The organism is Shewanella marina JCM 15074 (assembly GCF_000614975.1).
GTDB classification, from domain to species: domain Bacteria; phylum Pseudomonadota; class Gammaproteobacteria; order Enterobacterales; family Shewanellaceae; genus Shewanella; species Shewanella marina.
Map to the genome: position 1 here is coordinate 34808 of NZ_BALM01000021.1, position 18379 is coordinate 53186.

15 protein-coding genes are annotated in these 18379 nt (G+C 41.7%); 11 read left to right on the forward strand and 4 right to left on the reverse strand.

The window, feature by feature from the left end; translation table 11 throughout:
* Positions 1–32: 32 nt before the first annotated feature.
* Entirely contained in the window at positions 33–512 is a 480-nt protein-coding gene (locus tag JCM15074_RS14715; protein ID WP_025821973.1) for a GNAT family N-acetyltransferase, read from the forward strand.
* Here the strand turns inward: JCM15074_RS14715 and JCM15074_RS14720 are convergent, their stop codons facing one another.
* Both JCM15074_RS14720 and JCM15074_RS14725 read right to left on the reverse strand, forming a co-directional pair.
* The gene (locus tag JCM15074_RS14720) at positions 513–2246 is read right to left on the reverse strand and encodes a bifunctional metallophosphatase/5'-nucleotidase (protein ID WP_025821975.1); all 1734 of its coding nucleotides are present in this window, start codon (positions 2244–2246) and stop codon (positions 513–515) included.
* A 375-nt stretch (positions 2247–2621) separates the two neighbouring features.
* Positions 2622–3701, reverse strand: a complete 1080-nt coding sequence (locus JCM15074_RS14725) for a CNNM domain-containing protein (protein ID WP_025821977.1) — start codon at positions 3699–3701, stop codon at positions 2622–2624.
* A gap of 193 nt (positions 3702–3894) precedes the next feature.
* Here JCM15074_RS14725 and rlmN point away from each other — a divergent pair, with 193 nt between their 5' ends.
* The 8 genes from rlmN to der all read left to right on the forward strand — a co-directional run bounded on the left by rlmN (position 3895) and on the right by der (position 13107).
* Positions 3895–5016 (forward strand): dual-specificity RNA methyltransferase RlmN, encoded by a 1122-nt coding sequence (gene rlmN, locus JCM15074_RS14730; RefSeq protein WP_025821979.1) that lies wholly within the window; start codon positions 3895–3897, stop codon positions 5014–5016.
* Between the two features lie 30 nt (positions 5017–5046).
* Positions 5047–5832 carry a type IV pilus biogenesis/stability protein PilW gene (gene pilW, locus JCM15074_RS14735; protein WP_025821981.1) on the forward strand — a complete coding sequence of 262 codons (786 nt, stop codon included), beginning with the start codon at positions 5047–5049 and terminating at the stop codon, positions 5830–5832.
* Positions 5832–6821, forward strand: a complete 990-nt coding sequence (locus tag JCM15074_RS14740; protein WP_025821983.1) for a RodZ domain-containing protein — start codon at positions 5832–5834, stop codon at positions 6819–6821. The genes pilW and JCM15074_RS14740 overlap by 1 nt, the downstream gene beginning before the upstream one ends.
* A 33-nt stretch (positions 6822–6854) precedes the next feature.
* A complete protein-coding gene (ispG, locus tag JCM15074_RS14745; protein WP_025821985.1) occupies positions 6855–7970 on the forward strand; it encodes a flavodoxin-dependent (E)-4-hydroxy-3-methylbut-2-enyl-diphosphate synthase in 1116 nt (371 codons plus the stop codon).
* A 470-nt stretch (positions 7971–8440) separates the two neighbouring features.
* On the forward strand, positions 8441–9715 hold the full coding sequence (gene hisS, locus JCM15074_RS14750) for a histidine--tRNA ligase (RefSeq protein WP_025821987.1): 1275 nt from the start codon (positions 8441–8443) through the stop codon (positions 9713–9715).
* Positions 9716–9733: 18 nt separating this feature from the next.
* Positions 9734–10354, forward strand: a complete 621-nt coding sequence (locus tag JCM15074_RS14755) for a tetratricopeptide repeat protein (RefSeq protein ID WP_025821989.1) — start codon at positions 9734–9736, stop codon at positions 10352–10354.
* Between the two features lie 12 nt (positions 10355–10366).
* Positions 10367–11554: an outer membrane protein assembly factor BamB gene (gene bamB, locus JCM15074_RS14760; RefSeq protein ID WP_025821991.1), complete on the forward strand. Its 1188-nt coding sequence runs from the start codon at positions 10367–10369 to the stop codon at positions 11552–11554.
* 89 nt (positions 11555–11643) lie between these two features.
* The gene (gene der, locus JCM15074_RS14765; protein WP_025821993.1) at positions 11644–13107 is read left to right on the forward strand and encodes a ribosome biogenesis GTPase Der; all 1464 of its coding nucleotides are present in this window, start codon (positions 11644–11646) and stop codon (positions 13105–13107) included.
* Between the two features lie 66 nt (positions 13108–13173).
* On the opposite strand, the gene JCM15074_RS14770 is transcribed toward der, so the two are convergent.
* Entirely contained in the window at positions 13174–13683 is a 510-nt protein-coding gene (locus JCM15074_RS14770; protein ID WP_025821995.1) for an aldolase/citrate lyase/malate synthase family protein, read from the reverse strand.
* A 139-nt stretch (positions 13684–13822) separates the two neighbouring features.
* On the opposite strand from JCM15074_RS14770, the gene JCM15074_RS14775 reads away from it, so the two are divergent.
* Positions 13823–15337, forward strand: a complete 1515-nt coding sequence (locus JCM15074_RS14775; RefSeq protein WP_025821997.1) for a DUF3612 domain-containing protein — start codon at positions 13823–13825, stop codon at positions 15335–15337.
* A 31-nt stretch (positions 15338–15368) separates the two neighbouring features.
* Here JCM15074_RS14775 and xseA read toward each other — a convergent pair whose 3' ends face one another.
* On the reverse strand, positions 15369–16697 hold the full coding sequence (xseA, locus tag JCM15074_RS14780) for an exodeoxyribonuclease VII large subunit (protein ID WP_025821999.1): 1329 nt from the start codon (positions 16695–16697) through the stop codon (positions 15369–15371).
* Between the two features lie 126 nt (positions 16698–16823).
* Between xseA and guaB the strand changes: the two genes are divergently transcribed.
* Positions 16824–18293: an IMP dehydrogenase gene (gene guaB, locus JCM15074_RS14785; protein WP_025822001.1), complete on the forward strand. Its 1470-nt coding sequence runs from the start codon at positions 16824–16826 to the stop codon at positions 18291–18293.
* Positions 18294–18379: the final 86 nt, after the last annotated feature.

Genomic DNA, 18379 nt, shown 5'->3' on the forward strand with positions numbered 1-18379 from the left:
GAGTTATAATTGATATATCTCCCTATTTTTTTATGTACCTTGTTAAATACCACTCATCTTTTGCACATCAGATAAGTCAGCTGTTCCATCAAGCTGTTCAACATATCGATCACGCTATCTATTCTAAAGCTCAACTAGACGCATGGTCATTTGCACCTCGGTCAGCTCAATACTGGCATAATCGCTTAAAGCATATGTATTGTTTAGTTATGCTGCATGAGGACCGTTGTATCGGCTTTATTGCGATGGAAACCCACTTTAAACAACAAGGCTACATTGCACATTTGTATATTGCACCTGAGTTTCAAGGTCAAGGCATCGCAACCCAATTATTTGAGTCCGTGCTGCAATATGCACAGAGCTTGGATTATGCACAACTTATAGTTGATGCGTCATCACTCTCGGCGCCCTTGTTTCGTCTACATGGATTTATCAGACAATCGCGCTGTTATCAATTACAGCGCGGACAAATGTTACCCGCATTAGTGATGCGTAAGAGTTTGCTCGTATAATTATAAATGACTTTGATAATTAACTTGTGGACTCAGCAGTTTATCTAAGCGGTTATTTTTACTGATAAATTGAATGAAAGCACCGGGCAAGGTTAATTCCGTAAGTGTGTGTTGCCATTTTGCATTAAGGATAGCTTCATAACCCTCTTTGCCTAACACGGTATAGCAACTCGATACGCCGGTATAATAACTGTTTGGATCAACTGCTAGCCATTGTTTGTTGCCATTAAACCATGCCATGATTTCTAAGCGTACAATGCGTTTTCCCAATGGCTGCTTGCCATCATAAAAATACTTTAATCCATAAGTATAAGGAAAACCGCCAGTACCAGAGCCAATCACACTGTTGTCAGTGGCTGAGTTGATTGCTGATTCTAGCAACTCAAATAGGTACTTACCTTGAATGTTATAAGTTACTAGCGGCAGATCATAAGGCAGTATTTGACCGATAACATCAGCGAGGCTGAGTTCTCCCTCTGGAAGAGATTGTCTGACACCGCCAGCGTTATGCAGTGAAAATTGGATATCAGGGTTAATCACTCGACTTTCATGATACAAACTGCAGCACACCCAAGGTGCTATTTCACTGCCATGGGGGCATTTTTTGCTTGGTAAGCGGGTGTGAATAAAAGGCCTTGGAATAAAACCTAATATTTTGGACTGCATTGCATGGACGGATGGTCGGTATTTATCATTCAGTCGTTGTTCGATATCTTCATCAACTTGGTGCCACTTTATGCCATTATGTTGTTCTAAATAATGGCGAACTAATTGATAGTCCGTTTCAGCAATAGTTTGCTCAGATTTTAAGATAAATTGCTTATCGATCATAAAGTAGTTATTACCCTGACACTCAATGACATTACCTTGTGAATCAAAAGTCAGTTCCGCTAAGCCATATGTTTCTGCATGCTTACCTGCATGTAAAATAGGGACGCCAGCCACCATTTCGCCATAAGGCATATTACTTAAACCAAGATCACTAAAGTCACCTTGTAAAGTGTGTGTGTGGCCACCCACAATCGCACTGATGGCGGGGAGGGCTTTGGCTAACTCACGGTCTTGGATAATGCCCAAATGACTAAGCACGATGATGTGGTAAATGCCTGCTTGATGTAACTGTGCAATGGTTTGTTTGCATGTTTCAACTGCATGATGAAAATCGCTATCAGGATCAGGACGAGAAATGATCTTCATTTGATCGAGCGTGATGCCAAAAATAGCCACTTGAGTATCGCCAAGTGGTTTTAATAACACTTTTGCACATTGTGTCTGCGGGTCATAGTCATAAAAGCGAGGATGCTGCTTAAGCTTATCGGCTCTATCATCTGCTTCGCGACTCACGTCCATATTGCCCGCCATGACGGCAAAATCAGTGTTATCTAAAAATGCTCTAATAGGTTGGTTGCCACAATCAATTTCATGATTACCTAATACCATCGCATCGGGTTTGAGTCGATTGAGTAAGTCTGCGTTAGCTAAGCCATTATGTTGGCTAAAGTAAAGCGTACCGTGGAAGCTATCGCCAGCATGTAAAAACAGAAAATCACGTTGTTGCTGTTGTGCTTGATGGCGCGCTTGCTCTACTTGATAGCCGATACGCGCATAGCCACCAGTATGGCTTTGTAACTGATATGATTTGTTGGCTAACGTTAACTTAAACTGAACCCGGCTTGGATCAAAATATGAATGGGTATCATTGATGTGCGCTAAAGTTAACTTATATGTTTGCATAGTCTCTTAAAGAATTGGTATACCAATTTGATTAAAGATGTGATTTATTCAGAGCTTGTCAGCCTTTTCAGTTCTAGGCGCATTGATGCAGTAATGGCTATTCCCTTTCAAATCAATGCAACATCGAAATGGAAAGGCCTGAAAAGCTCACTTCGTGCGGGTTTCAAGGCACTGTATACTGCGTTGAACATTTTCAAAATAGAATAACTATTCCATTCAAATGTCCGCAAACCACATGGATGTGGTGAATGTCAGTATTGCAGGAGCAAATACTGACCTTGTCTACAGCACCTTGAACTCCCGCTGAATGATCATCTTCTTAATCAAGTTGGTATTATACAAAAAACTAAGGGAGCTTGCGCTCCCCCATGGTATTTATTTCTGCTCGTCTTCGTCGTTTTCGAAATCACCGTCATCTGATAAACGGATGCCTTTGTCTTTCATTCGACGTTTCCATAACTTACGTGCTAATTGCTGCATGTCAGTTGCTGGGTCATTTAAATCGACAATCTCAAGGCCAAGCATAGATTCAATAATATCTTCTTGGGTCACAATACCTTGGCTACTACCGTATTCGTCAACAACCATCGCAATTTGAGTATTACGCTTAATCATTAACTCGAATAGCGGTAAAATTTTAGCGGTTTCAGGTACTGCTAATAAGCTGCGCTTTAAACTATCTAATGTCGCAGTTGGGTTGTCACGTTCAGATAATAGAATATCTGTACGGTTAACATAACCCACAATATCGTCATGGTCAGTCGCAAATACCGGAATTCGCGTAAACGGCTTACGAATATAACTTTTCATAAACTCGCTTTGAGGCATAGATACTGGTAGTGAGAATAATACCGTACGTGGTGTCATAATCGCAGACACAGGCATCTCTTTAACCGACAAAATTTGGGTTAAAATTTTAGATTCTTGCTTGTCTAACTCACCAGACTCATGACCAATCTTCGCCATTGCGCTCATCTCTTGACGAATATATTGGCCATCTTCGCCTTTACCCATCAAGCTGGTCACTTTTTGTGACATCCAAATTAGCGGTAATGTTGAACGTTCCATCCATAATAACGCCAATGAAACTGTTGGAGCCATTCCGCGCCAGTAGTTTGCACCCAGTGTTTTAGGGATAATTTCAGAGAAGAATAAAATAAGAAAGGTTAGTACCGCTGAGAACACACCTAGCATTTCATCGCCAAAAACCTTAGCAGCCTGCGCACCTGCGACAGCAGCACCAACGGTATGTGCAATGGTGTTAAGTGTCAAAATAGACACTAAAGGTGATTCTACATTTTCTTTTTGCTTAGTTAATCGAGCAGCCGCCGCGGGGTTAGTTTGCTTTAACGATGCAATATAACTTGGGGTTACTGAAAGTAAAACTGCTTCAAAAACACTACAGAAAAACGATACTGCGATAGCAACTAACACTATAATGATAAGAGTAATCATAAAAGTGGAATTACAACTCCGAATTTAAGGCCAACATTAGCCCGCGCTGATTCTAGCATAGACTTTTCAAACCGTGATAAAAATATCTTATCGGTTTTGAATGTTGTGATAATAGTCTCTTCACTAGCTAAAGTGGCACTGGAACTGTATACTTCTGCGCCCTGCAGCAGGTTTTGGTTTTGAGGTTAGAGAAATGACGGAAAAAAAGATCAATTTATTGGATCTTGATCGTAAGGCAATGCGCGCACTTTTTGCTGAAATGGGCGAAAAGCCGTTTCGCGCAGATCAGCTAATGAAATGGATTTACCATTTTGGTGTTAGCGATTTCGAAGAAATGACTAATATTAACAAAGTGTTACGCAATAAGCTTGCGGCACGTTGTGAGATAGTTGCGCCTGAAATTTCTAGCTTTCAAAAATCGACTGACGGCACGATCAAGTTTGCTATCCACGTGGGGGAAGGGCAAGAAGTTGAGACGGTTTATATCCCAGAGGATGACCGTGCGACTTTATGTGTTTCATCACAAGTGGGTTGTGCGCTTGAATGTAGCTTTTGCTCGACTGCACAGCAAGGTTTTAACCGTAATCTAACGGTATCTGAGATTGTCGGTCAAATTTGGCGCGTATCACATTTCATCGGTTTTGCTAAAGATACGGGAGACCGCCCAATTACCAACGTGGTAATGATGGGAATGGGTGAGCCGCTACTTAACTTATCAAACGTTATTCCAGCTATCGATATTATGCTTGATGATTTTGGTTTTAGTTTGTCTAAGCGCCGCGTAACAGTCTCAACTTCGGGTGTGGTGCCTGCACTTGATAAGTTAGGCGATGCACTTGATGTCGCATTAGCCGTCAGTATTCATGCTCCTGATGATGAATTACGTAATGAGTTGGTACCAGTTAACAAAAAGTACCCTCTGAATGAATTTATTGGTGGTATTCAACGTTATATTGCTAAATCAAATGCGAACCGCGGTCGTGTTACGGTTGAGTATGTGATGCTCGATCATATTAACGACAGCACAGATCAAGCGCATGCGTTAGCTAAACTGATGAAAGATACACCGTGTAAAGTGAACTTAATTCCATTTAATCCATACCCAGGTTCTCCTTATGGTCGTTCATCTAACTCACGTATCGATCGTTTCTCTAAAGTACTAATGGAATACGGCTTAACCGTAATTGTACGTAAAACTCGTGGAGATGATATTGATGCTGCTTGTGGTCAATTAGCGGGTGATATTAGAGATAGAACTAAGCGTTTAGCAAAAAAACGCATGCAACAAGATAAAATTTCAGTCACAATGGAGTAACTCTTTGTTTGTATAGATTATAGGTTAACTATGAAGCACGGATTGCTTATGTCTTTAATTGCCGCTTCTTTAATACCTGTATTAAGTGGGTGTGTGACAGAAAGTACTTATACTGGTACCGATATCAAGGTTGCTGAGCGTAAATTCAATCCTGTCTCAGCGGCAAGAGAAAGAACTCAGTTAGGGTTAACTTATTTACAGCGCGGTAATAGCGAACAAGCGAAGTTTAATTTAGATAAAGCCATGAAATATGCACCTGAGCTAGGTGAAGTTCATATTGCCATGGCTTATTATTATCAAACGGTTGGTGATATACGTATGGCTGAAAAGTCATATGTAAATGCAATTGAGTTTGATGATATGACGGGTGATGCAAAAAATAATTTTGGCGTTTTTTTATGTCAACAGGGCCGTTTTGACCAAGCTGAAAAGATGTTTTTGCAAGCCATTGAGGTACCGGGTTATACCCAGTCAGCCTCAAGTTATGAGAATTTAGGCTTATGCGCACGTGATGCGGGTAAGCTAGATGCAGCGGTTGAATATTTTACCATCGCGTTAAAATACGATCCGCGGCGTCGAGCTTCATGGAATGAATTGATTGGTACCACATTGTCGCAGCAAGATTTTGCGACAGCGCGAACCATTATGAATAGATACAACCGAGTAATCCCTCAATCGCCACAGAGTTTGGCACTTGAAATTGAGATTGAGCGGGGGCTAAAAAATGCCTCTGCTGTTAAAAGATTAGGGATTACATTGTTGGCCAAGTATCCGACATCCCCTCAGGCGAAACAGTATCGGGCTAGTATGCACTAATGACTACAAATCAATATGAATCGCTTCCTGACGAAGCACTACAACACACTGAAGAACTTACTGACACTGTAGGTTCATTACTCTCTTCTGCAAGAGCATCTCATGGCCTAACGCTAGAGCAAGTCGCTGAGCGGTTGCACCTTCGCCCAAGTCTTGTTGAAGAAATTGAAGCTGATAATTTTACCCATATTCCGTCGAATACCTATGTGCGTGGTTACGTCAATAACTATGCTAAATTGGTTGATGTTGATAAAAAACTGATCAGTCAATGTTTAGATAAACAATTAGTCACCACCGCCGCACCTGCGATGCAGAGTTTTTCTCGTAAAACAACTCAACAAGCAAGAGACAGTCGTTGGACGGTTGTAACCTATATCATTTTCGTGGTGTTATTAGGGTTATTGGTCGTTTGGTGGGTACAGAAGTCATCATTACTCACTGAAATTGATGTGTCTAAGCCTTCTGTAGAAGAAGTGGCGGCATTGGATTTAGATACTGCCGGTTCACTGCAATCGAATCAAGTTGAACCAATTGCAGCTAACGTTAATGTTGATAGTGGAGCCAGCCCAGCACTTGAGGCAGAAGCTAAAACTGAAGCGAGTTTAGATACGCCAATTCAAGTCAATTCAGCTATCGCTGCAAAGCCTGAGGATAAGCCTGTTACTTCAGGTAGCAGTGATACAACGCCTGCTACTACCGTATCACCATCAGTTGACACTGAGACAACTCCTGCAACGACACAAAATGCGATTGCTATGACATTATCTGCCGATTGTTGGATGAAAATTACCGATGCTAACGGTAAAGCTTTAGTTAATGGTGTGCGAAAAGCCGGCAGTGATATTGCATTAAATGGTGTCGCACCGTTCAAATTAGTGATTGGCGCACCTGCAGCAGTATCATCATTAAAATTTAATGGTCAAAGTGTCGATATGGCTAAGTTTCCTAATAACCGTGTGGCACGATTTTCATTACCACTAGCTCAGTAATGAGTTAGTAACGAGTCAATAGAGCAACTAATCATGTACAACGAATCTCCGATCAAACGCCGCGCATCTTCACGTATTTATGTGGGTAATGTCCCAATTGGTGACGGTGCTCCTATTGCTGTTCAGTCAATGACGAACACTCGTACAACTGATGTTGTCGCCACATTAGCTCAAATACATGCACTGGAAAAAGTGGGTGCTGATATTGTGCGTGTTTCTGTGCCGACAATGGAAGCTGCTGAAGCTTTTAAGCTGATTAAAATGCAGTCTCGAGTACCATTAGTTGCAGATATTCATTTCGATTATCGTATCGCACTAAAAGTGGCTGAGTACGGTGCAGATTGCCTCCGTATTAATCCTGGCAATATTGGTAATGAAGAGCGTATTCGCGCCGTTGTTGATTGTGCACGTGATAAGAATATCCCTATTCGTATCGGTGTTAACGGTGGCTCGTTAGAAAAAGAGATCATGGAACGCTACCATGAACCTACACCTGAAGCATTGGTTGAATCAGCCATGCGCCATGTTGATATTCTCGATAGACTTAACTTTGATCAATTTAAAGTCAGTGTTAAAGCATCAGATGTCTTTTTAGCGGTTGAATCATATCGCCAATTAGCTAAGCAAATTAAACAACCTTTACACCTAGGCATTACTGAGGCAGGCGGCGCTCGTGCTGGCTCTGTTAAATCGGCGGTTGGCTTAGGTATGTTATTGGCTGAAGGTATTGGCGATACCTTACGTATTTCATTAGCTGCGGATCCGGTTGAAGAGATTAAAGTGGGCTTTGATATTTTAAAATCATTGCGTATCCGTTCTCGTGGTATCAACTTTATTGCTTGTCCATCATGCTCGCGTCAAGAGTTTGATGTGATCAATACTGTCAACGCATTAGAGCAACGGTTAGAAGACATTGTTACCCCAATGGACGTATCTATTATCGGTTGTGTGGTTAATGGCCCCGGTGAAGCATTAGTGTCACATATTGGTTTGACTGGTGGTAACCGCAAGAGCGGTTACTATGATGAAGGTGTTCGTCAAAAAGAGCGTTTTGACAATGATAATATCGTGGACCAACTAGAGCAAAAGATCCGCGCTAAAGCTGCTGAGATTGAAAATCGTATTCCAGCAGCAGATATCACTAAGTAATTTCAATTTTACGCAGTTTATTGAACAATAAACTGCGTTTTCATTTATCTAATAAAATGATGCTAACCGCGTTATTGGTTTACTTAACTTATTCGTTAAACTGAAATATCCCCAAGTGCCTGAAGGCTTCTGAAAGTAGCAACTTCGAGTCATTTGGGAGAGATACCCAAATCACTCAACGTTGCATAATTCAGTGGGAATTTAGCGTTTTTAGACAAAGCATTGGTTGAAGTTAATGGTGATTGCCTTATCAACATCAATAATGCAGTATGAAAAGTGTTAAACCCCATCAGAGAAAGTCTTAAGCAAGCCCTCTTCATTGTTGTATCTATTAGAAATAGAATGACTATTACTGAATAGATACGCCTCGAATTGAACTTGCTTAAGGCTTCTGAAAGTAGCAACTTCAAGTCATTTGGGTATATAATGCGGTCAATTTTATTTAAGCAGAACCTAAACGAGTCGATATAGTGGCAAAACAGATCCAAGCGATTCGCGGAATGAATGACATTCTGCCGAGCCAAAGTCCTTTATGGCAAAAAGTTGAAGCAGTTATTCGTGCATCAGTAAGTGCTTTTGGTTATAGCGAAATTCGCACTCCATTAGTAGAGAGCACAGACCTTTTCAAACGTTCTATTGGTGATGTTACCGATATCGTTGAAAAAGAGATGTACACTTTTCCAGATCGTAACGGCGATAGCTTAAGCTTACGACCTGAAGGTACGGCTTCAACGGTTCGTGCTGGTAACGAGCATGGTTTACTTTATAACCAAGAACAACGTTTATGGTATATCGGTCCGATGTTCCGTCACGAACGCCCACAAAAAGGCCGTTATCGTCAATTCCACCAATTTGGTGTTGAAGTTTATGGTATTGGTACACCAGATATCGATCTTGAAGTTCTAATGTTATCTGCGCGCCTATGGGAAAAACTAGGCTTAACTGAACACGTATCATTAGAGCTTAACACCTTAGGTGACTTGGCTGAACGTAGTGTTTATCGTGATGCATTAATTGCTTTTCTTGAGCAACATAAAGATGTGCTTGATGAAGAAAGCCAACGTCGCATGTATACCAATCCATTACGAGTATTGGATACTAAAAATCCAGATATTCAAGCTATTTTAGGCGATGCGCCGCAGTTAATGGATTATTTAGGCGAAGAGTCTAAGCAACATTTTGAACAATTATGTGAACTCCTAGATGCTGTTGGTATCCAATACACCATCAACCCTCGCTTAGTACGTGGTTTAGATTACTATAACCGTACTGTTTTTGAGTGGGTTACATCAAGCTTAGGTTCTCAAGGTACAGTATTAGCTGGCGGTCGTTATGACAGCCTAGTTGGCCAATTAGGTGGTAAAGATACCCCAGCTGTTGGTTTTGCTATGGGACTTGAACGTATTGTATTACTGCTTGATACTTTAGGCTTAGTTGATGATATTGCGCCAGAAGTTGATGTATATGTCACAGCGATGGGCGATTCTTGCCGTATTGAAGCAATTAAAGTTGCGCAAGAGTTGCGTAAAGCGATGCCAGATCTTAAAGTGATGAGCCATTGTGGTGGCGGTAACTTTAAGAAGCAAATGAAGCGTGCTGATAAAAGTGGCGCTGCAATTGCTTTAATTATTGGCGAATCTGAATTAGAAAATAATCAGGTTGCAGTAAAACACTTGCGAAATAACAATGAACAAATCATGGTAGCTAGAATGGATCTAGTTACTGTTATCGCAGAACTCATTTAATTTTTAGGGGACGTGCGCGTGGAAATTTATAGCACAGAAGAACAACAAGTAGATGCTATTAAGCAGTTCTGGAAGAGCTACGGTATACCGGTTGCGGTTGGTGTAGTTGTTGGATTAGGTGGTTTGTATGCATGGAATCATTATTCAGATTCTCGCATTCAAGACTCTGAGCTATCTTCAGTTGCATTCCAAAATGCGAGTGCTAAATCGGCTAATGACCCTGCAGTTGAAGCCGCATTAGCTGATTTCGATAAAAAATATGACCAGCCTGGTTATCAAGCATTATTGGAGCTTATTGTTGCTAAGTCAGCAGTAGAAGCGGGTAATTTTGAACAAGCTGAGAATGTATTAAAGAAAGTCATTGCTGATAAGCCTGATCAAAGCTTACAAATGCTCGCATTATTACGTTTAGCACGTCTTCAAGCTCATCAAGGTCAAGTTGCTACAGCATTAGCAACACTTGAACAAGTAACTGTGACTGCATTTGATGCACAACGTGATGAACTTAAAGGTGATTTCTTAGTTGCTCAAGGTGAGTTAGATAAGGCTAAGCAAGCTTATCAAGCGGCTATCGAACACGGTGGCGCGACCAACAATCCTGCTTTGCAAATGAAACTTGATAATCTTAATCAAGCATAAGGAATCGAGCCTATGAAGTCTTGGCATAAGACCCTCATTGCAGCTGGTTTAAGCTTAGGTTTGCTGTCTGCATGTTCGTCAAATGATGTTGATGAAGAACCAATTAGTCCGCTACCGCAGATCCAAGCTAGCATTCATCCTGAAATTTCTTGGAGTGCAGATGTTGGTGATGGTGTCGGTGATTACTACTCAACCTTACGTCCGGCAGTACGTTACGGCAAAATTTTTGCTGCTAGCCGTTTTGGTCAAGTAGAAGCATTCGATGAGAAGACGGGTAAATTAGTTTGGTCGAAAGACTTCAGTCAAATTTTCCGTGATAACCCATTGGCTAAAAATAAAGGTGCACGTATTTCAGCTGGTATCACAGCTGCACGTGATAAAATCTTTATTGGCAGTGAGTCCGGTTTACTTGCTGCGTTAGATGAAAAAACTGGTGAGACAGTATGGACAGCCATGAGCGATGGTGAGTTGTTGGCCATGCCAACAGTTGCTGAAGACATGGTCGTTGTTAATACTGGTTCAGGTGCATTGGATGCATTTAATGTTGATGATGGTAAAAAGCTGTGGAGCTTTGATACACAACTGCCAAAACTAACATTACGTGGTACTAGCTCTGCAACATATGAAGCCGGTGGTTTCTTTGTTGGTACCGCAGAAGGTAAGGTCGCTGTTGTTATTCAAAACAATGGTCAACCTGCTTGGGAACAAGCTATTTACACACCTAAAGGTGGTAATGAGTTTTCACGCATGGCTGATGTTGATTCAACGCCTATAATTATCGGTAGTAATTTGTATGCCGTCAGTTATAACGGTAATTTAGTCTCAATGGAATTACGTACTGGTCGTATTGTATGGTCACGTAAATATTCAAGTTTTGATGAAATTGCCTATGCAGGTTTAAGCTTGTATATCGTTGATGACCATAGCCGTGTTTACTCTATTGATAGCCGTAATGGTTTAGAGCAATGGAGTAATACAGAGTTAACCAATCGTCAGTTAACTTCGCCAGCGGTTTATAAGAACTACATTGTAGTGGGTGACTATCAAGGTTACTTACACTTTATTGACCGTGAAACAGGTAAAATTGAAGGTCGTATCTTAATTGACGATAGCGGTTTGTACAGCCAGCCATTAGTGGTTGGAGATAATATTTATGTACAAACTCGTGATGGTGAGATTGCCTCGGTAACTCTTCCGTAAGTTACGGTTTTATATGAATTAAAGCCCCCGGAAGTGTTTTTCGGGGGCTTTTTATTGAACAAAATAATGTTGTATTTAGAGGTAAAAACATGATCCCTGTAGTAGCCCTTGTGGGTCGACCTAATGTGGGTAAATCGACCTTATTTAATCGTCTCACTCGTACGCGCGATGCGTTAGTGGCTGACTATCCAGGCTTAACTCGCGATCGTAAGTACGGTCGTGCGTTTTTATCTGGCTATGAATTTATTGTGGTCGATACTGGCGGTATTGATGGTACCGAAGAAGGTATTGAAACTAAAATGGCAGAACAATCGTTAGCAGCGATTGAAGAAGCGGATGTGGTACTGTTTTTAACAGATGCTCGCGCTGGCTTAACTGCAGCTGATTTAGCGATTGCTCAACACTTACGTAGCCGTGAGAAAACCACCTTTGTGGTAGCCAATAAAGTTGATGGTATTGATGGTGATTCTGCTTGTGCAGAGTTCTGGTCACTTGGTTTAGGTGAAGTTTACCAAATGGCTGCGGCACAAGGCCGTGGTGTGACCAATATGATCGAATATGCGTTAGCACCTTATGCTGAAGCAATGGGCTTGAATCGTGAAGACGATGAAGAACAAGCTGAAGATGTTCGTGAATATACCGAAGAAGAAGCTGAAGCAGAGCAAAAGCGTCTGCAAGAGTTACCGATTAAGCTTGCTATTATTGGTAAGCCAAACGTTGGTAAGTCAACACTAACTAACCGTATTTTAGGTGAAGATCGAGTTGTGGTTTACGATGAACCCGGTACAACTCGTGACAGTATTTATATTCCATTTAAACGTCAAGAGCGTGAATATGTGATTATTGATACAGCTGGTGTACGCCGCCGCGCTAAAGTACATGAAGTTGTTGAAAAATTCTCAGTGATTAAAACATTGAAAGCAGTCGAAGACGCTAACGTTGTTTTATTAGTGATTGATGCCCGTGAAGGTATTGCTGAGCAAGATCTTGGTTTACTTGGTTTTGCATTGAATGCTGGTCGTGCGTTAGTGATTGCAGTGAACAAGTGGGATGGTATTGACCAAGGCATTAAAGATCGTGTTAAGAGCGAACTTGATCGTCGTTTAGGTTTTATCGACTTTGCGCGCATTCACTTTATTTCAGCGCTACACGGTACTGGTGTGGGTCATCTGTTTGAGTCAATTGAAGAGGCTTATGACAGTGCAACACGTCGTGTTACGACTTCAATGCTAACGCGTATCATGCAGATGTCACAAGATGATCACCAGCCACCAATGGTTAACGGTCGCCGAGTGAAGCTTAAGTATGCGCATGCGGGTGGATATAACCCACCAATTATTGTAATCCATGGTAACCAGGTTAAGAAATTACCTGATTCTTACAAGCGTTATATGATGAACTACTTCCGTCGTTCATTAAAAGTGGTTGGTACCCCAATCCAAGTACGCTTCCAAGAAGGTGCTAACCCGTTTGAAGGTCGTGTTGAAAAGTTAACATTAAGCCAAGAACGTCGCCGTAAGCGTATGGTGTCACACATTAATAATAAGAAGTAATTTTTGTTATTAACTAAAAAAGGTAACCCTCGGGTTACCTTTTTCGTTGCTTGACGCATCGCAATGTTAAAGCTGGTAATCTTCGCCATCTTTGGCTGTGAATTCGCCATGCTTATCAATGCTATTTGTCACTTGACCTTCATGCAGTAGGCTCACCCAAGTTTTATTACTGGTTTGCACTTGGATATTGCATATGCCTGCGGGATTAGAGCGACCCGTATCACTACAACGATTAAAGTCGATCTCAATATGACCTAGTGGTGATTTTAGTAAAATGGCACTGGGCTCACTCTTATGACCCGAGAGGGCAACAAACTGTCTGGCTGTTTGTAATCCTGTCTCACTGCCATCTTGCATAAATGCCATCAGGTTTTGGTAATAGATCACATAGCTCTTAACTTGTGCGTGCGAACCATTTTCTAGCGGAAAATATTGATCCAATAATTGGTAGGCATTTTCCAATTTACTGTCCGTTTTGGTTTTTGCCATTTGGGCGACAATAGTGATCAGTTGCTCACCAATGAAGCGTTGGAGGTCTGGATTGCTGATTGTTGCTTGAGTCAGTGCCATATTCATAGCCTCTTCTCCTTCGTTGGTTGATTACATCTAGTAAATTGGCCCGAATGTTTATTGATGTGTTTGGGCTTAATTTGTACTTTAGTTACTTTTTATCTACAATTTCACAATAAAAATTTTACAGTGTGAATTTTACAAAATGAAGAGTGAACAGAGCTTGATTAGAAAGTCACACTTTCTGGGTACCAAGATCCGTAATTTGCGCAAACGTAACCATTTGACCATGGAAGATCTGTCGACACGATGTATGCGGGTTGATCCGCAATTAGCACCGTCAGTGTCTTATCTCTCTATGATTGAGCGGGGTAAACGTGTTCCCAGTGCCGATATGCTGGCTGTGATTGCGGTGGTATTTCAAAAAGATGTGCATTGGTTTTTAGATGATAATCCTGAGTCTGAAGCCATTATTCCGACTAAAGGCAATCGTGGTGGCATTGAAGGCATCGCTTTAGAGCCTAGTTTTTTGTTCTCGCAAGATATCCTACAAATTGCCATTCCAGAGATGTTGTCGCAAACAGGTACGACGGGTCGGCAGTTTGCCCATCTATTAATTCGTGCTCATCAAGAGCATCACCAAAATCACTTTCCTGATTTAGAACGTGCGGCTGAAGAGGTCGGCTTAAAGCAGTTGGCTATGTCAGTTGAAGAAATGATGTTTTTAGCAAAACGGTTAGGTTTTAGTCTGAACTGGCAGTCTAAATCCGTCGAGTATGGGGTTGATGAAATGGGCAATCCTTGCCGCGCTATTCAAACCTCATTTGCTGAAGATAATAAAATCTACCTTAATGATATTTTACAGGGGTGTCCGACTCGACTTAAATATGATCTTGCGGTGCATATGGGGCATAAAGTATTACACAGTCAAGCAGGGTTGAAGACGGTGTTAATGTCTGGGCGTAAACCTGTTTCAGATAATCCTACTCCTTCATCTGGGTTGAATGCACAGGATATTTTACATGCATGGCGTAGTTTTGAAGCCAGTTTTTTTGCAGGAGCCTTATTATGCCCCAAGCTTGCTTTCAGGCAGCTATTAGATAAACAAGGTTATGATATCAAGGTGCATCAACAGCTCGGCGTATCAGCTTCTGTTGTGATGCGGCGTATGACTGTGGTATCGCCTTATCCTCATTGGCACTATTTTGATGCCTATGCTCCAGGGAAATTAAAGGCCGTTTATCGTGGTAATGGCATCCCGCTACCATGGGGCAATATGCGTCAAGTACAAGATCCCTGTCAGCATTGGGCCGTGTTTCGTTTGATTAATCAAAAGCAGACTGAGTCATCGGCACAAATATCAATTTTGGAAGTAGATGGTCAGCCGCGTATATATTGTTGTGAGTCGATGAATGTGGATGACTTAACTGATATTTCACATGTACTTTGTGCAGGGATTGATTTAAACCCTGCGATTGAAGCACAAGGTAAAGATGCGACCGCTATCGCTACTGCGCTGAAACAAGCCTGCGTTAAAGGCGGTGGCAGTAGTGCTATCCCGTCTAAAATTAAAAGAGACATTGCCACTGTGGCTAAAATTTTAAATATTGGTTGGATTGAACGTGGATTAGATTCTGAAGCACGGCTTATTTGTGCCCGAGGCAATCACTGTCCAAGAATGCCAAGTTGCTATCAAGGGGACACGTCATCGTGTGAATAAATAATGACAATGACGTGCTCACTTCTGATGGCTACAGTACCTTTGACTTGATTTCACCTTGTGCGAGTTGAGTCGTCATAATATCACCTGATTGGCATTGACCCGCTTGGGTGAGAATATGGCCCTGTTGATCGCGGCTAATACTGTAACCTCGGCTAAGTGTCGCCAATGGACTTACCGTATCGAGTTGATGCGCTTGGCTATTAAATTGCTGCTGTTTGCGCGCCATAATATCTTTCATTACCTGTTTTAAGCGGCTCGATAAGTGTTGAACATTACGGGCTTCGAGATTAATCACCTGTGTAGGGGATTGACGCTCCAATCGACTTTGTAGTTGTTGTTGGCGCAGCTTGGCTTGGTACAATTTATTAGCTAAGGCACTGTCTAAGCGTAATTGCATTTCATCAAAGAGTTGTTCAAATTGCTGTAGTCGACGTTTAGGATCCTGTTTTTGTAGGCCATAAGCGAATTGTTGTAATTTGCTTTGTTGGTTAAGCTGATAGTGCGACCAACTTTGTTGTAATCGTTGCTGTACAGTGATGAGCCGTTGTTGTTTATCTTGGCTATCTTTTGACAGTAATTCCGCGCCCGCTGAAGGTGTCGGTGCCCGTAAATCAGCAACGTAATCACTAATCGTAATATCAACTTCATGACCAACGGCAGAGACAATAGGTAATGCTGAGTTATAAATGGTATGAGCGAGGCCCTCATCATTAAAACACCATAAGTCCTCTAATGAACCGCCACCACGAGTGAGCAATAATACATCAACTTCAAGTCGACTATTGGCTAAATTGATGGCTTGGCAAATTTGTTTAGCCGCTAATTCCCCTTGAACTTGGGTCGGATAAATAATTATTTCAAGCGATGGGTCGCGTCTTTTTAGGACCTGTAATACGTCACGAATTGCAGCGCCTGAAGCTGATGTAATGACACCAATTTTATTAATTTTTGATGGCAGAGGTCTTTTAGTATTGGCCGCAAAAAGTCCTTCAGCCGCTAATTTTAGTTTTAATGCTTCATATTGCTGAGCTAATAGACCGTCACCAGCTGGTAACATTGATTCAATAATAAGCTGGTAGTCGCCGCGAGGTTCGTAAACGCTAATTGCTGCTTTTACAATAACTTGTTGGCCATTCTTGGGGGTAAAGGTTACCGTCTTGTTACGACCTTTAAACATGGCACAGCGAATTTGTGAAAGCGTATCTTTTAGGGTTAAGTACCAATGACCTGAGCTTGGTGCAGCAAAATTAGATATTTCGCCGTTAAGCCAGACTTTACCTATTTGGCCTTCAAGCAATTGCCTTACTTCACCGTTTAACCGGGAGACTGTGTAAACATTATTTTCAGGTTGTTTCATCTAAACGATTCTCTGCGACCTTATTTTTTCACTATTTTCCATTTACGAACCCCAACTTGCAAGGTATAATCCCGCCGCAATATTTCACCTCTTACAATTCCATTCCAAATGGGGAGATGTTGCGCCATGTTACGAGTTATAAAAGAAGCCCTTACCTTTGATGATGTTTTGCTGGTTCCAGCTCACTCAACTGTTCTCCCAAATACTGCCAGTTTAAAGACCCGCTTAACTGACAAAATCGAATTAAATATTCCCCTCGTTTCTGCTGCAATGGATACTGTAACTGAATCTCGTCTAGCAATTGCTATGGCGCAAGAAGGTGGCCTTGGCTTTATTCATAAAAATATGAGTATTGAACAACAAGCTGAGGAAGTGCGTAAAGTTAAAATCTATGAAGCCGGTGTTGTACAACAGCCTGTGACTGTTACCCCTACAACAACACTTGCTCAACTTCGCGAGCTAACGGTTAAAAACGGTTTTGCTGGCTATCCTGTTATCAATCCTGAAAATGATGAACTTGTTGGTATTATCACTGGCCGTGACGTACGTTTTGTGACTAATGTTGACAAAACTGTCGCTGAAATGATGACACCAAAAGATCGTTTAGTAACCGTTGCTGAAGGCGAAACTCGTGATGAAGTGCAAAAGTTAATGCATTCAAACCGAGTTGAAAAAGTGCTTGTGGTTGATGATCACTTCAAATTAACAGGTCTTATTACCGTAAAAGATTTCCAAAAAGCAGAGCGTAAGCCAAATGCATGTAAAGACGAGTTAGGTCGTTTACGTGTAGGTGCTGCTGTAGGTGCAGGTCCTGGAAACGAAGAGCGTGTTGATGCATTGGTAAAAGCTGGTGTTGACGTATTGCTTATCGATTCTTCACATGGTCACTCTGAAGGTGTGTTACAGCGTATTCGTGAAACTCGTGCTAAATACCCTGAGTTACAAATTGTGGGCGGTAACGTAGCGACTGCTTCTGGTGCGCTTGCATTGGTTGAGGCGGGTGTGAACGCTGTTAAAGTGGGTATTGGTCCTGGTTCAATTTGCACTACTCGTATCGTTACTGGTGTACCACAAATTACTGCGATTGCTGATGCTGCTGAAGCGGTATTAGCATTGAATATTCCTGTTATTGCTGATGGTGGTATTCGTTTCTCTGGTGACTTAGCCAAAGCTTTAGCTGCTGGTGCATCATGCATTATGGCGGGTTCAATGTTTGCGGGTACTGATGAAGCGCCAGGTGAAACCGAGCTTTACCAAGGTCGTGCTTATAAATCTTACCGTGGTATGGGTTCATTAGGTGCGATGAGCCAGACTCAAGGTTCATCAGATCGTTACTTCCAATCTGACAATGCTGCTGACAAATTAGTACCAGAAGGTATTGAAGGTCGTGTACCTTACAAAGGTAAGATCAAAGAAATTATTCACCAGCACATGGGCGGTTTACGTTCATGCATGGGGTTAACTGGTTGCCCTACAATTGCGGATCTAAACGTTAAAGCTGAATTTGTTAAAGTGACTTCAGCTGGCATGGGTGAGTCTCATGTTCATGACGTAGCTATCAGTAAAGAAGCACCTAACTACCGTTCGCGTACTTAATGTGATATAAGGCGGCTGCTTGGCCGCCTTTTGTTTATTAGGCTGTGCCTAGCAATACTTAAATTAAACTAATAAAAAAGGTTTAC